18 protein-coding genes are annotated in these 13,050 nt (G+C 70.1%); 7 read left to right on the top strand and 11 right to left on the bottom strand.

Annotation, left to right across the window (positions count from 1 at the left end; all coding sequences use genetic code 11):
* Window positions 1-44: 44 nt before the first annotated feature.
* Window positions 45-506 carry an HNH endonuclease gene (locus ACIBEF_RS09400; protein ID WP_396792581.1) on the bottom strand — a complete coding sequence of 154 codons (462 nt, stop codon included), beginning with the start codon at window positions 504-506 and terminating at the stop codon, window positions 45-47.
* A 295-nt stretch (window positions 507-801) separates the two neighbouring features.
* Between ACIBEF_RS09400 and ACIBEF_RS09395 the strand changes: the two genes are divergently transcribed.
* Both ACIBEF_RS09395 and ACIBEF_RS09390 read left to right on the top strand, forming a co-directional pair.
* A complete protein-coding gene (locus tag ACIBEF_RS09395) occupies window positions 802-1,503 on the top strand; it encodes a uridine kinase (RefSeq protein WP_396792579.1) in 702 nt (233 codons plus the stop codon).
* 93 nt (window positions 1,504-1,596) lie between these two features.
* Window positions 1,597-2,283, top strand: coding sequence for a Type 1 glutamine amidotransferase-like domain-containing protein (locus ACIBEF_RS09390; RefSeq protein ID WP_396792577.1), 687 nt, complete (start codon window positions 1,597-1,599; stop codon window positions 2,281-2,283).
* A gap of 117 nt (window positions 2,284-2,400) precedes the next feature.
* On the opposite strand, the gene ACIBEF_RS09385 is transcribed toward ACIBEF_RS09390, so the two are convergent.
* The 8 genes from ACIBEF_RS09385 to ACIBEF_RS09350 form a co-directional block, all read right to left on the bottom strand.
* Entirely contained in the window at window positions 2,401-2,961 is a 561-nt protein-coding gene (locus ACIBEF_RS09385; RefSeq protein ID WP_396792575.1) for a dihydrofolate reductase family protein, read from the bottom strand.
* Window positions 2,962-2,965: 4 nt separating this feature from the next.
* Window positions 2,966-3,448 carry an SRPBCC domain-containing protein gene (locus ACIBEF_RS09380; protein ID WP_396792573.1) on the bottom strand — a complete coding sequence of 161 codons (483 nt, stop codon included), beginning with the start codon at window positions 3,446-3,448 and terminating at the stop codon, window positions 2,966-2,968.
* The gene (locus ACIBEF_RS09375; RefSeq protein WP_396792571.1) at window positions 3,448-3,858 is read right to left on the bottom strand and encodes an ArsR/SmtB family transcription factor; all 411 of its coding nucleotides are present in this window, start codon (window positions 3,856-3,858) and stop codon (window positions 3,448-3,450) included. Before ACIBEF_RS09375 ends, ACIBEF_RS09380 begins: the two co-directional genes overlap by 1 nt.
* Window positions 3,859-3,912: 54 nt before the next feature.
* Window positions 3,913-4,374 (bottom strand): serine hydrolase domain-containing protein, encoded by a 462-nt coding sequence (locus ACIBEF_RS09370; protein ID WP_396792792.1) that lies wholly within the window; start codon window positions 4,372-4,374, stop codon window positions 3,913-3,915.
* 35 nt (window positions 4,375-4,409) lie between these two features.
* Window positions 4,410-4,568 (bottom strand): hypothetical protein, encoded by a 159-nt coding sequence (locus ACIBEF_RS09365; protein WP_396792570.1) that lies wholly within the window; start codon window positions 4,566-4,568, stop codon window positions 4,410-4,412.
* 28 nt (window positions 4,569-4,596) lie between these two features.
* A complete protein-coding gene (locus ACIBEF_RS09360) occupies window positions 4,597-4,872 on the bottom strand; it encodes a hypothetical protein (protein WP_124857923.1) in 276 nt (91 codons plus the stop codon).
* A gap of 3 nt (window positions 4,873-4,875) precedes the next feature.
* A complete protein-coding gene (locus ACIBEF_RS09355) occupies window positions 4,876-5,214 on the bottom strand; it encodes an ArsR/SmtB family transcription factor (RefSeq protein ID WP_396792568.1) in 339 nt (112 codons plus the stop codon).
* Between the two features lie 106 nt (window positions 5,215-5,320).
* The gene (locus ACIBEF_RS09350) at window positions 5,321-6,253 is read right to left on the bottom strand and encodes a LysR family transcriptional regulator (RefSeq protein WP_396792566.1); all 933 of its coding nucleotides are present in this window, start codon (window positions 6,251-6,253) and stop codon (window positions 5,321-5,323) included.
* 128 nt (window positions 6,254-6,381) lie between these two features.
* On the opposite strand from ACIBEF_RS09350, the gene ACIBEF_RS09345 reads away from it, so the two are divergent.
* Entirely contained in the window at window positions 6,382-7,635 is a 1,254-nt protein-coding gene (locus tag ACIBEF_RS09345) for an MFS transporter (protein WP_396792563.1), read from the top strand.
* On the top strand, window positions 7,635-8,201 hold the full coding sequence (locus ACIBEF_RS09340) for a GNAT family N-acetyltransferase (protein WP_396792561.1): 567 nt from the start codon (window positions 7,635-7,637) through the stop codon (window positions 8,199-8,201). The genes ACIBEF_RS09345 and ACIBEF_RS09340 overlap by 1 nt, the downstream gene beginning before the upstream one ends.
* 36 nt (window positions 8,202-8,237) lie before the next feature.
* Here ACIBEF_RS09340 and ACIBEF_RS09335 read toward each other — a convergent pair whose 3' ends face one another.
* A complete protein-coding gene (locus ACIBEF_RS09335) occupies window positions 8,238-8,978 on the bottom strand; it encodes an SDR family oxidoreductase (protein ID WP_396792559.1) in 741 nt (246 codons plus the stop codon).
* A gap of 125 nt (window positions 8,979-9,103) precedes the next feature.
* On the opposite strand from ACIBEF_RS09335, the gene ACIBEF_RS09330 reads away from it, so the two are divergent.
* Window positions 9,104-9,586 (top strand): RrF2 family transcriptional regulator, encoded by a 483-nt coding sequence (locus ACIBEF_RS09330; protein WP_396792557.1) that lies wholly within the window; start codon window positions 9,104-9,106, stop codon window positions 9,584-9,586.
* A gap of 24 nt (window positions 9,587-9,610) precedes the next feature.
* Here ACIBEF_RS09330 and ACIBEF_RS09325 read toward each other — a convergent pair whose 3' ends face one another.
* Window positions 9,611-11,164, bottom strand: a complete 1,554-nt coding sequence (locus ACIBEF_RS09325; RefSeq protein ID WP_396792555.1) for an ArnT family glycosyltransferase — start codon at window positions 11,162-11,164, stop codon at window positions 9,611-9,613.
* A gap of 122 nt (window positions 11,165-11,286) precedes the next feature.
* Here ACIBEF_RS09325 and ACIBEF_RS09320 point away from each other — a divergent pair, with 122 nt between their 5' ends.
* Window positions 11,287-12,318, top strand: a complete 1,032-nt coding sequence (locus ACIBEF_RS09320) for an aldo/keto reductase (RefSeq protein WP_396792553.1) — start codon at window positions 11,287-11,289, stop codon at window positions 12,316-12,318.
* Window positions 12,315-12,821, top strand: coding sequence for a DinB family protein (locus ACIBEF_RS09315; RefSeq protein ID WP_396792551.1), 507 nt, complete (start codon window positions 12,315-12,317; stop codon window positions 12,819-12,821). Before ACIBEF_RS09320 ends, ACIBEF_RS09315 begins: the two co-directional genes overlap by 4 nt.
* Window positions 12,822-13,050: the final 229 nt, after the last annotated feature.

The raw sequence follows: 13,050 nt of genomic DNA, 5'->3' as shown, positions 1-13,050 counted from the left end.
AGCTTGAGTGGCGGTACCGGCATCGGAAAGCGTTGGAGGGCTGACTACGAGCGGCCGTACGCGGCGCGGGCCTGGGCAACCTCGACTGCCTCGCGTTCACGCCACCGGCGCTGTGCCTCCCGGTTGCACGTCCGGCAGACCCGACGGTACCGGCCGGTCGCCGGGTCGAGCTCACGGTCGTGGCCGTTGCGGCACAGCGCCGCCTGGTTCCGGCGGCGGCCGGCCTCGGCACGACTGAGCTGTCGCAGATGAGTCGGCTCGATACAGTCGGCGGCGCCGCAGGTCTGGTCGACGTCGAGGGCGGGGTCGTACCCGCCGAGGAAGACGACGTACGCGGCGATGTGCGCCCACGCCCGGCCCGCGACCTTCTGGTGCACCCCACGTCGCTGCCCGTAGCCTTCGACGACCAGGCAGCCGCTCTCGGTACGGTGTGAGCGCTCCAGCAGGTAGGCGCGCAGCGACTCCTCGGTGTGGTAGCGGGACAGACCCTTCACGGCCGCGAGCACCGTGTCACCGTACCCACGTCACGCACCATCGTCGACTGACGCTGGCACGGCGGCTCGTCTGCTCGGCGAGTGGTCGCGCTCCGACCGGTGGGCGGTCGTCGGCACCTACCTGTGCAGCCGCTCCGGGTTCGGTCGAGCGTGCGGGCCACGCTTGTAGATGATCGAGGACCACCTCCGCCCCTACTCAATCCACCACAACAAGATCAGCTCTGCGGGCATCAGTTAGCCGTCTGCCAGAATGACGTCCTCGGTCCGTAGGGCGTGCCGCGCTTCCGGTCAGGGATGGAGGAACGGCGTGAGCGTCGTACGGCGGCAGTTGCTCGACCATGTCGCTGACCTGGTGCCGACGTTCCCCGCGCCGCAGTGCGTACGGGTGGCCGTCGACGGGGTCGATGGAGTGGGTAAGTCCACGTTCGCCGGCGAGTTGGCCGCGTTGCTGAGCGACCGGGGACGCCCTGTCGTGCACGTGTCGGCGGACGACTTCCATCACCGTCGGGATGTGCGGCATCGCCGTGGCCGGGATTCGCCGGAAGGCTTCTGGCTCGACAGTTACGACTACGAAGCCCTCGCCCACAACGTGCTGGAGCCGTTCGGTCCCGGGGGCTCTCGCCGTTACCGTCCCGCCGCCCATGATCTTCGGACAGACGAGATCCTGGACCTTGAGTGGCGGACCGCGGCGCCCGGCACTGTACTCATTGTCGACGGGCTGTGCCTGCACCGTGACGAGCTTATGGAGTGCTGGGACTTCTCCGTCTTCGTTGACGCGCCGTTCGCGGTCACCGTCGCACGGATGGCCCGACGCGACGGTTCGCACCCGGATCCCGAACATCCCAGCCTCGGCCGCTACGTCGGCGGGCAGCGGCTGTACTTCGCCGCCTGCGCGCCTAACGAACGCGCGGACGTCGTCATCGACAACCAGGATGTGAACCGACCGGCCCTCGTGGAGGTCGTCGCGCAGGCCGAGGCAGTTGACGGTTGGACGGCCGCCAGCGGATGATCCAGCGATGTCGCTCGGGTCAGCGAGCCGGGACGCTGGTTCTCATGGGCACCATGATCGCCGTCATTCGGTGGCTTCAGGAGAGCGGATTGCATGAAGTTTCTTCTCACGTCGGGGGGCATCAGCAACCCGAGCATCGCCGACGCGCTGGTCGACCTGTTGGGCAAGCCGCTCGCTGAGTCCACGGCCCTGTTCGTGCCCACTGGCGTCTACCCCTTTCCCGGCGGAGCTGCGAAGGCGTGGAAGGCGATTCACGGCCACCCCGACATCCCGCTGTGCCAGCTGGGTTGGAAGTCCCTGGGGTTGTTGGAGCTCACCGCGCTGCCGACCATTCGAGAAGAGAACTGGGTCCCGGGGGTCCGGGAGGCTGATGCCCTGCTGGTCTGGGGCGGCGATGTGCTGTACCTGACCTACTGGCTGCGCCAGTCGGGCCTGGCCGACCTTCTACCGTCGCTGAGTGACACGGTCTATGTGGGGGTCAGCGCCGGAAGCATCGCAGTCACCCCGTACAACTGCGACGCCGAATTCGACACTCAGTTCGTCCCCGACGGCAGCGACAGGGCGCAGGACGCCGACCGGGCGCTGGGGCTGGTGGATTTCACGCTCTACCCCCACCTCAACCACCCGGACATGGAGGACACCGAGCTGTCCCACATCCAGAAGTGGGCGGCCGGAATCCCGGTCCCGACCTACGCCATCGACGACAACACCGCCATCAAGGTGGTCGACGGCAGCGTCGAGGTCGTCTCCGAAGGAGACTGGAGACTGATCAACCCCTGACCGAGACGCCCCTTCTGCCGATTGCTGTGATCGTGGCTGCTCGGCGGCAGGGTCGGCGTCACCAGCGGTGGTCGGCGTCACCGGCCCCGAAGACCGCCGGTGACGCCGACGACCGTCTCAGGTGCGGATGCGGTAGTGCAGGCACGCCACGCCGTTGCTGAATCGGCGATTGCTCAGCAGCTCCAGGTCGAGGCGGGTGCGGCTGGGCAGACCGGGCTTGCCTCCGCCGGTGAGGACGGGGTGGATCAGCAGGTGGCACTCGTCGATCAGCCCGGCCTGGAATGCCTGCGCCGCGAGGTGTGCGCCACCGATGGTGAGGTCGCTGGTGGCCGAGGCTTTCATGGCGCGTACCGAGGCGGGGTCGAAGGCCCTTTCGAGCCGGGTCCTGGCGGTCGACGTCGCGTCCAGCGTGGTGGAGTAGACGACCTTGTCCGCTGCCTGCCAGACGTCGGCGAAGTCGGCAGTGAGCTTGGATTGTGCGGCGAGAGCGGGCTCGGTCTCCCAGACGGCCATCGACTCGTACAGGCGCCGACCGTAGAGGTAGGTGCCCGCCGGCCGAACCAGGTCGGTGATGAACGCGAGGTAGTCGTCGTCGGGTGGGGTCCAGTCGAAGCGGCCGTGTTCGTCCTCGATGTAACCGTCGAGGGACACGTTGGTCACGTAGATCAGCTTGGCCATGGCGCTACACCTCGACGGCAACGGGTCGGGCATTGCCGAATGTCGCGTCCAGTTTGGAGAAGGCCTCGTTCCAACCCTGGTTGGCGGGAGCGGACAACTGCTCGGGGAGCCACTGACGGATCTCGAGTCGGGTCCGTCCATCGGCGTCGTCGTGAAACTCGACCCGCATCCTCGTCTCGTGCGGCGCGATGCCCTCCGGGAGTTGCCCGGTGACGTGCGCGATGCCGTCGATCAGTTCGCCGTCGACGACGTCGGTGAGGTCGATGTGGACCTCGACCCGCAGGCCGGGTTGGGTCGGGAAGACCTCGGTCCACCGCTGGTAGCCGCCAGGCCGGACGTCGAACTCCATCTCGTCGCGGGGCAGTGAGTTGCCGATCGGCCCCCACCATGCCGCCAGGTGGTCCGGGTCGGTGAAAGCTCGATAGACCAGCTCCCGTGGCGCGTCGACCACGCGCGAGATGACGATCGGCGGCTTGTCGCTGTCCATCAATTCTCCTTGTCGTGAGCCTTGCTCGGCGATTCCCTGTCGGGGATCGCCGGGCCGTGGGCCGTTTGGTCCGTTGGGTGGCCGGCGGTCTGGACGGCCGCGAGGTGGGCGTCGAGGCGGGTGAGGGACGTGTCCCAGAACCGCCGGTAGCGCTCGATCCACTCGGCCGCTTCGCGTAGCGGGGCGGCCTCGATGCGACTCATCCGCAACTTTCCCGACCGGGTGCGGGAGATGAGCCCGGCGCGTTCGAGCGCCTTCAGGTGCCGCGACACCGCCGGCATCGAGATCGGGAGTGGAGCGGTGAGCTCGGTGACCGTGGCGTCGCGGTCGGCCAGCTCGGCGAGGATCGCCCGTCGAGTCGGGTCGGCGAGCGCCGAGAACACCGTGCTGAGTTGATCGCTGCCAGACACCAGAGCCTCCAGTCGCTTAACCAACACGTTAAACGTAGTGCCGGACCGCCGCAACTACCAGAGGTGATTGGCAGGGATGGTGTCGGCACCACGAGGGACGGCAGGCTGGTCAACGTCGACGGCCCGGTCGCGTGCTCGCGTCGGGGGCGAGGTCGGTGGGCGGGCGGTGACCATGGCGTGCACGCCCAGGCCCAGGCGGGTCAGCGCGCCGGGGCGGCTGTCGTAGCGGTCGGTAAGGTCGGTGCTCCACACCTGCGGCAGGCCGCTGGTGTGGGTCAGCAGTTGGCGGACGGTGACCGTCCCAGCGGTGTCCGCGTCGCCCAGGCGCAGCCACGGGAGGTACGTGGAGGCGGTGGTGTCGAGGCCGATCCGGCCGGCCTCGACCAGTTGCGCCACCGCCAGCGCGGTGAACGACTTGCTGGTGGACCCGAGCAGGAACGGGGTCTGCGTGGTGATCGATCGGCCGTCACCGTCGACGCCCCATGCGCCTCGCTGGAGGACCTCGTCGCCGCGAATGACCGCGTACGCCAGGCCGGGTGCCTTGATCTGCTTCAGGTACGCGCGCAGGTAGCGTTCGCCAGCGGCGAGGTCGTTGGCAGCCGCGGGCTGGCCACGACCGGGGCGGCCAGCCCCGCGGCCGTCACCAGCAGGCAGCCGGCCGCGGCGGCGAGACGTCGGGCCCGCATCAGCGCGTCATTCCAGGTGCTCATGTGGTGCGTCCTCCCCGTCGGTGGGCCGTCAGCCGATCTGGCTCAGCAGCTTCTCGAGCGCGGCCAGGCGCTGCCGAACCTCGCCGAGCTCGTCCCGTACGCCCTTGATCTCGTCCGCCGTGGCCTGGGCGCCGGTGGCGCTGCGCTCGGCGAGCACTCGGTAGCCTTCCTCCCGAGCTGCGGCGTACCGGGCGCGGTAGATGCCCGTCCCGATGAGACCGGCGACCACGATCATCGCCGTCACGATCACCGCCGCGGCGATGGTGGAGGTCTGTGCGATGTCCAACGCGACCTGATGGGTCATTGCTCACTTCTCCTGTTCTGCGGCCGGCCCGGAGCCGGTCAGGTTCTGTGCGGCCAGTGCGATCGCGTCCAGGTCCAGGGACACCGTGAACGGCACCGCCTGGACGTACTTCACCGAGCTGCCGTCCGGTGCGGTCACCAGCTCGCCGGTCACCAGGCCGGCCGCTTCCAATTTCTGCAGGTGCATGTAGAGCAGCGGCCGGTTCATCTGCAGCCGCCGGGCCAACTCGCTGACGTAGGTCCGCTGCCGGGCCACGGCGGCCAGGATTCGTAGCCGGTGCGGGCTGGCCAGTGCGGCCAGCAACGACACGAGTTCGTCACCGGTCGGCGAGGTGCCGCTCATGCTGGTTTCCCTTCTCAATGAAGGTGTCAGATTTCTCTGACGCCCCCTGTCAGGTGAGTCTGACAGGGGAGGGTGGCAGATGTCAACGAACGCCGTAGCGCGTCGGTCACTGACCCCAGGGCGGTAGCCAGACCTCGATGTCGGTGGCCTGCACCCGCCGGGAGGCGAGGTAGGCGCGCAGTGCCCGCAGCGCGGGATGCGGGTTGTCGTCGCGCCAGATGAGGGACATGGGGTAGACGGGCGCCGGGCCACGCACCGGTACGCGCCGCAGGTCGTAGCTGTCCGGCCACAGGTACCGGGTGCGAACGCCAGCGAGGGTCGCCAGCTCCGCGGAGTCGGCGATCTCGGCCAGCAGCGCCTCGTTGCCGAAGACCGGCCCGACCAGGTCGATGGTGAGACCGAACGCGGCGGCGAGTTCGTCGTAGTAGTCGGACCATTCGGTGCCGGGGGCCATGCCGGGCATCCAGATGCGGTGCTCGGCGAGTTGCGCGGGCGTGACGACGCGGGCGTTGGCGAGCGCGTGGCGGGGGCCGACGAGCAGTTCGTGGTACTCGTCGATCACGCGGGTGGTCCTGATCGCGGCGGGCAGGTGACGCGCGGCGACGGTGACGGCGTGGAAGGTGGCGTCGACCGTCCCTGCCTCGACGGCGGCCATCGCGGCGTGGACGTCCGCGTCGAGGGTGACGACGTCCAGCTCGATGCGGGGATGCGCGCGGTGGAAGTCCTGCAACAGCACCGCTGGTGCGATCCGTCGGCTGTGCACGTCGACGCGCAGTGCCCGTCGCCCCGGGCGTACGGAGGCGTCGGCGCGCGCCTCCGCCCGGAGCAGTTCACGGGCGTGCGGCAGGAAGGTCTGACCGTCGACGGTGAGGTGGGTGCCGCGCGCGGTGCGGGTGAACAGCCGTACCCCGAGGTCTTTCTCCAGTGCCGCGATGCGCTTGGAGACGGCCTGCTGGGTGATCGACAGCGCCGCGGCGGCGTCCTGGAACTGGCCGGCGTCGACGGCGGCGACGAAGGTACGGACAGCGTCGAGATTCACCCGGCAAACCCTAGCGACACAACCTCTGGTTGTGGCTCGCCGCTCACGGGGTTGTTTGATCCCTCGTCACTGGGCTTGCTGTGATCGCAACGATCAACGGCGGGTTGTCAGGAGCGGGAGGTGTGGGTGTGTCCACGTGGCGATCCCTGGGACGGAGGTTCGGTTGGTTGTGGGCGTCGTACGCGGTCAGCGCCTACGGCTCGGGGCTGAGTTTCGGGGCGTTGCCGTTGATCGCCGTGCTGGTGTTGCAGGCCAGCCCCGCCCAGGTGTCCGTGTTGGCCGCGCTGGGGCCGGCCGTGGGGGCGCTGATCGCGTTGCCACTCGGGCCGTGGGTGGAGTTCCACCGCAAACGGCGGGTGATGATCGCGATGGACCTGGCCCGGTTCGCGGTCCTGCTGACGGTCCCGGTCGCGTACGCGCTGGGTCGGCTCAGCTTCGGGCAGTTGCTGGTCGTCTCGGCCGTGCTCGCCACCGCCAAGATCGCCTTCAACGCGGCCAGCGGCGCCCTCCTCAAGGCTCTCGTCCGGCCGGACGACCTGCTGGGGGCGAACGCGCGGTTCGAGTCGACGACCTGGAGCTCGATCGCGCTCGGGCCGCCGCTGGGCGGCGCCGCGGTGGGACTCTTCGGGCCGGTCGTCACCGTCGTGGCCGACGCGCTCAGCTACCTGCTCTCCGCGGTGGGCCTCGCCGCCATTCGCGGCCACGAGGAGCCTCCCCGGCGTGCCGGCGCGGGCCGGGTCCGGGCCGGTGAGCTGCTCGACGGCTGGCGACATCTGCTGGCCCATCCCGGCCTGCGGGCGCTCTACCTCAACCAGTTGCTCGTCGCCGGGCTGATCATGGCCACCGAGCCGTTGTTGGCCGTGCTCCTGCTCGGCGAGCTGGGCTTTGCGCCATGGCAGTACGGCCTCGCCTTCGCCGTGCCCTGCGTCGGCGGGCTCATCGGGTCACGCCTGGCCCGTCGGGTGGTGGCACGCCACGGCCAACACCGGATCATCCGCGCCGTGGGCACGCTGCGCGCGATCTGGCTGATCGGCCTCGCCTTCGTCCAGTCCGGCGTGGTCGGTCTCGCCACGGTGATCACCGTCGAGTTCGCGATCATCATCAGCATGAGCCTCTTCAACCCGGTGCTCGCCACCTACCGCCTGGAACAGACTCCGAAGGATCGCATCGTCCGTACCCTCTCTGCCTGGTCGATCGGCAGCAGCGCCACCATCGCCGCCCTCAGCGCGCTCGGTGGGCTGCTCGCGCAGGCCACCAGCCCGCGCACGGCAATCACGGTCGCCGGGCTGGTGATCTTGGTGAGCCCACTGCTGCTGCCCCGGCGTGAGGACGCCGATCAGCCGGCACCGGAGCGCTCCGCACGGGTCTCTACGATCGCGTGATGTTCCAGCCGACCTTCCCGATCCGCACCGCACGCCTCGCCCTGCGCCCGGTCACGATCGAGGACCTCGACGACGTGTACGCGTTTCAGCGTCGACCGGACGTCGTGCGCTGGATGCTCGGCGCGAAGCCGCGTACCCGTGAGCAGTCACGGGTGTCGGTGCTCGCCATGGCGGGCGAGGACGCCTGGCGCGCGGTGGGCGACTGCCTGACGGTGGCCGTGGTCACCGACGCCGGGATGATCGGGATCGTGGAGTTGGTGTGGCGCAGCCAGCTCGACCGTACCGCCGAACTCGGGTTCGTCTTCCACCCCGACCACGGTGGCCGCGGGCTGGCGACGGAGGCCGCCACCGCGTTGCTGGCCTGGGGGTTCGACGAGTTCGGGCTGCACCGGGTCTACGGCCGGTGCCACAGTCGCAACGGCGCGTCGGCCCGGCTGATGGCGCGACTCGGCATGCGGCAGGAGGCACGCCATGTCGAGAGTTACCTGTTCAAGGGGGAGTGGGCCGACCGGCTCGTCTTCGCGATCCTGGCCCACGAGTGGCGGGCCCGCACGCCCCCGTCGTGATCGACTGCCACGGCGACGTGCGGGCCGCTCGCCACCTCAGGCGTGGCGGCCGAGCCACTCCCGGTACACGGTGGGCGCGATGACGGCGCCGTCGGAGCCGGTGAGGACATCACCGGACACGGCGGCGAACATGCCGGCGCTGTTGTCGGTGGTGACGGTGCGCTGGTCACCGCGGGCGGCGAGGGTGATCCGCCCCAGCTCGTCGAGGGCGAAGACGTCGGGTCCGGCGACGTTGCGGACGCCCTGCAACGGCGCGCCCATGCTGACCTCGGCGACGGCCTGCGCCACGTCGGCGGCGGCCATCGGCTGCACAGGCGTGCTGGGCAGGCGGACGGTGGTGTCGTCGGCCGTCCAGGACAGGATCGCGTCGACGAACTCGAAGAACTGGGTGGCGCGGACGATCGAGTACGGAACGGGGCCGGCCTTGAGGATGTCCTCCTGGAGGACCTTGGCGCGGTAGTAGTCCAGGTCGGGCACCTGGTCGACGCCGACGATGGAGAGGATCACCGCGTGGCCGACGCCCGCGCGAGCGGCTGCGGCCAGCAGGTTGTCCATGGTCGTCTGGAAGAAGGCGGGCGAGGCCTCGTCGAAGGTCGGCGAGTTCGTCAGGTTGACGACGACCTCGGCGCCGGTGAGTGCCTCGGACAGGCCCTGCCCGGTGAGGAGGTCGACGCCGGTGGATAGCGAGAGCGGCACCGCCTCGTGGCCCGCGGCCTGCAAGATCTTGACGACCTGCGACCCGATGAGGCCGGTCCCGCCCAGTACGGCGATCTTCATGCCCATGCACCTTCCCGTGACATGTGGTCCGACTGCTGAGGCTCAGCCGATACTCGGACCTTCCTTGTCCGAGAACTATACTCGGACATACTGAGTCCGAGTAACGGGGTGACTAGGGTGACGTCATGAAGATGTCCGGCGGGGTCGAGTGGGCGCTGCACTGCTGCGTGGTGCTCACGGCCAGCCACACGCCCGTTCCGGCGGCCAAGCTGGCGGAACTGCACGACGTCTCCAGCAGCTACCTCGCCAAGCAGCTCCAGTCCCTGGCCCGAGCCGGCCTGATCCACTCCGTGCAGGGCAAGTTGGGCGGCTACGTCCTCACCCGCAAACCGGAGAGCATCACCCTGCTCGACGTGGTCCGGGCCGTCGACGGTCCCGGCCCGACCTTCGTCTGCACCGAGATCCGCCAGCGCGGCCCCTTCGCGACCCCGGCCGACGCCTGCACGACGCCGTGCCCGGTCGCCCGCGCCATGTGGGCAGCCGAGGACGCCTGGCGTCAGGCGCTCGCCGCCGTCACCATCGCCGACCTCGCCCGCGACGTCGACGCCACCTCCGGCCCCGAGGCGCTGGTCGGCATCCAGAGCTGGCTGACCAGCGGAGCCAGCTGAGCACTGCCTACCGGCTGCACCTGCTCAGCCGGTGTGGCGTACCTCGGTGTCCCAGATCTGCGCCCACGGACGCCGCAGCCCCTGGCACGCGTAGATCGGGCCGCCGTTCTCGTCGTTCTCCACCTCGACCCGCTGGTCCACCCGCCCGGCCAGGGTGCACTGCTCGAACCAGGTGTTGAGCTGGTCGGGGCGCTCCCAGCCGACGGCGATGACCACGTCCGCGTCGGCGGGCGGCCGACCGAAGTCGACCATGCTGTTGTGCCCGGAGTACGCCCGGGGCAGACCACGGGCCGGCCCGTAGCGGGCCACCGCACCGGCCTCGCCGTAGTTGCCGGTCAGGATGACCGCCCGCGAACGCTCCTGCGGCGGCAGGCCACGATGGACAGCGGCGATCGAGTCGGCGAACGCCGGCCAACCGATCGTCTCGCCGGCGTCGTAGTTGACGTCGACCACGAAACCGGGCAACCGGTCGGCCGGCAGCACCGGCAGCAACAGCACGACGGTGGGCAACAGGAACGGCACCACGCCCAGCGCGAGCAACCCCCGACGCCACCATGTTTTCCCGCGCGATGCCCACGCCACGGTGACCACCGCCCCGGCGGCGGTAAGGACCAGCAACAGCGGGGCGTCGTAGTAACCCTTGCCGCCGGCGATCAGCACGATGCCGACCACCACCACCCAGGCCCAGCCCACCGCCCGGTAGGCCCGCCACACCGGTCGGCGGAGCAGCGCGACCAGGCCGGCGATCCAGATCGGTACGGCGTACGGGCTGATGATGACGAACTGGAGGGTGAACGCGTCGAGCCGGCCACTGTAGGAGCTGTCACCGTCTGAGATGGACGCGGCAACGCCAAGCTGCGGAAAGCCGTTGGTCGTCTGCCAGATCAGGTTCGGCGCGGCCAGCAGCACGGCGATCCCGGCCCCGGCGATAACCCACCGGTCGCGCAGCAGCCGGCGTGGCCCAGCGATGAGCACCCCGGCGACCAGGCCGACGGCCAGCAGCGCCGGCAGCAGCTTGCTGAGCATGCCCACACCGAGCGCCAGCCCGATGCCCAGCGCCCAGCGGCTGTCGCCGGTGCGCAGCAACCGCACCGCACACCACACCGCGACCAGCCAGACCAGCAGGTCGACGGTGGTGGTGCTGAGCAGGTGACCACTGGCGAGCACGATGCCGGACAACGCGGCGAGCACCGCCGCGAAGAACTGCGCGCCCCGGCCGGCGCCCAGCTCCCGGGCGATGGCGGCGACCAGCAACACCGCGCCGCCGGCCAGCACCGCCGACGGGGTACGCAGCACCACCAGGTTGCCCGGCGCGATCGTGTCGAGCAGCCGGGCCAACGCCGGGACCAGCGGACCCTGGTCGACGTAACCCCAGTCGAGGTGCCGACCGGCGAGCAGGAAGTACAGCTCGTCGCGGTGGTAGCCGTAACGGCCGGCGAGCAGCAGCAGCGTCACGGTGGTGGCGGCGGCCACCACCCACGGGCCCCACGTGCGTGCCCCGGGCTCCGGCGGCCGCCCCGGCAGTGGCGACTGCGCCGGCTGCTGAGGTCGGTCGATGTCGATCGCGGGTTCGCTCACCCGCTCATGATGACCGGCGAAGTGGCCGCGCGGGGGCCCGTGCCGGGGCCTGACGGCCTCCATGTGCAGGTGGCCCCACCGAGTGCGAAGATCAGCTTTGTCACTCGAACCGAAAGGACGATATGCGCTATCGCACTCTGGGCAACACCGGCACCGTGGTGTCCACCCTGTGTCTGGGCACGATGACCTTCGGCGCGGAGACCGACGAGGCCGGCAGCTTCGCCCAACTGGACCGGTTCGTCGAGGCCGGCGGCACCTTCATCGACACCGCCGACGTCTACTCCACCGGCATCTCCGAGGACATCATCGGGCGTTGGCTGCGCAGCCGACCCGACGTGCGTGACCGCCTGGTGATCGCCACCAAGGGGCGGTTCCCGATGGGTTCGGGGGCGAACGACGCCGGCCTGTCCCGGGTGCACCTGACCCGCGCCCTGGACGCCAGCCTGCGCCGTCTCGGCGTCGAGGCCGTCGACCTGTACCAGGCGCACGCCTGGGATCCGCTGACCCCGCTGCCGGAGACGCTGCGGTTCTTCGACGACGCGGTCAGCGCCGGCAAGATCCGCTATGCGGGGGTCAGCAACTTCACCGGCTGGCAGTTGCAGAAGGCCGCCCTGCTCACCCAGCACCTCAACCTCACCCCGATCGTGACCCTGCAACCGCAGTACAACCTGCTGGCCCGGGAGATCGAGTTCGAGTTGGTGCCGGTCTGCGAGAACGAGGGCATCGGTATCCTGCCGTGGTCACCGCTGGGCGGCGGTTGGCTGACCGGCAAGTACCAGCGTGACAGCACGCCCACCGGTGCGACCCGGCTCGGCGAGAACCCGCAGCGCGGCGTCGAGGCGTACGCGGGTCGCAACGCCGAGGAGCGCACCTGGCGGGTGCTCGACGCGGTCCGCCAGATCGCCGACGACCGGGGCGTGTCCATGTCGGCGGTGTCGCTGGCCTGGCTGGCGGCCCGACCGGCGGTCACCTCGGTGATCCTCGGCGCGCGGACCACCGAGCAGCTCGACGACAACCTGACCGCCGCCGACCTGGTCCTCGACGCCGAGCAGATGCGGCTGCTGGACGAGGCGAGCGCCCCGCTGGTGGGCGACTACCCGTACGGCGGCGCGGGTGTGCGTCAGCGCGGCCGTGACCTGCCGACCGGATCATGACGTCGTTTCCCGAGCCCACCGACCCGGCCGGCAGCCGCACCGAGGTCTTCCTGCGCTACCTGGACTACTTCCGCGAGTCCATTGTCGACAAGGTGTCGGCGCTGAACGAGCCGGAGCTGCGGCGCAGCCGGCTGCCGTCCGGGTGGACCCCACTGGAACTGCTGAAACACCTGCGCCACGTCGAGCTGCGCTGGATCGAGTGGGGTTTCCAGGGCCGGGACGTCGCCGAACCGTGGGGCGACCGCCGCGACGACCGCTGGTACGTCGCCCCCGACGAGAACCGCGCGGACCTGGTGGCGGCGCTGCGGGCGCAGGGCGCGCACACCACGGCCGTGGTGACGGCACACGACCTGGCCGAGATCGGTGCGCCGGGCCCGCGGTGGAGAGGCGCGGACCCGGCGTCGCTGGAGCGGGTGCTGTTCCACCTGGTGCAGGAGTACGCCCGCCACCTGGGCCACCTCGACGTGGTCGCCGAACTCACGGGCGGCCCGACCGGAGAGTGAGGCCGTCGGTCCGATCTGATCACCCGGTCTGATCGACGGGCGGCACGGATGGTGTCGGCGTCGCACTACCGGCGTCGGCGCGTCGCATCGCCCGCGGCAGTCGCAGCGCGACGACGCCGGTAGCCACCAGTCCGCCGACGCCCGCGACCACCAGTGTCACCGGGGCGTCGTGCCGCCGATACCCGGGACGGGTGAACCAGCCTGTGGGTGAAGGTAGCCAGGAAAGCAT

The organism is Micromonospora sp. NPDC050795 (assembly GCF_044456785.1).
In the GTDB taxonomy this organism is placed as follows: Bacteria; Actinomycetota; Actinomycetes; order Mycobacteriales; family Micromonosporaceae; genus Micromonospora.
This window is presented reverse-complemented; position numbering and strand designations above follow the sequence as displayed.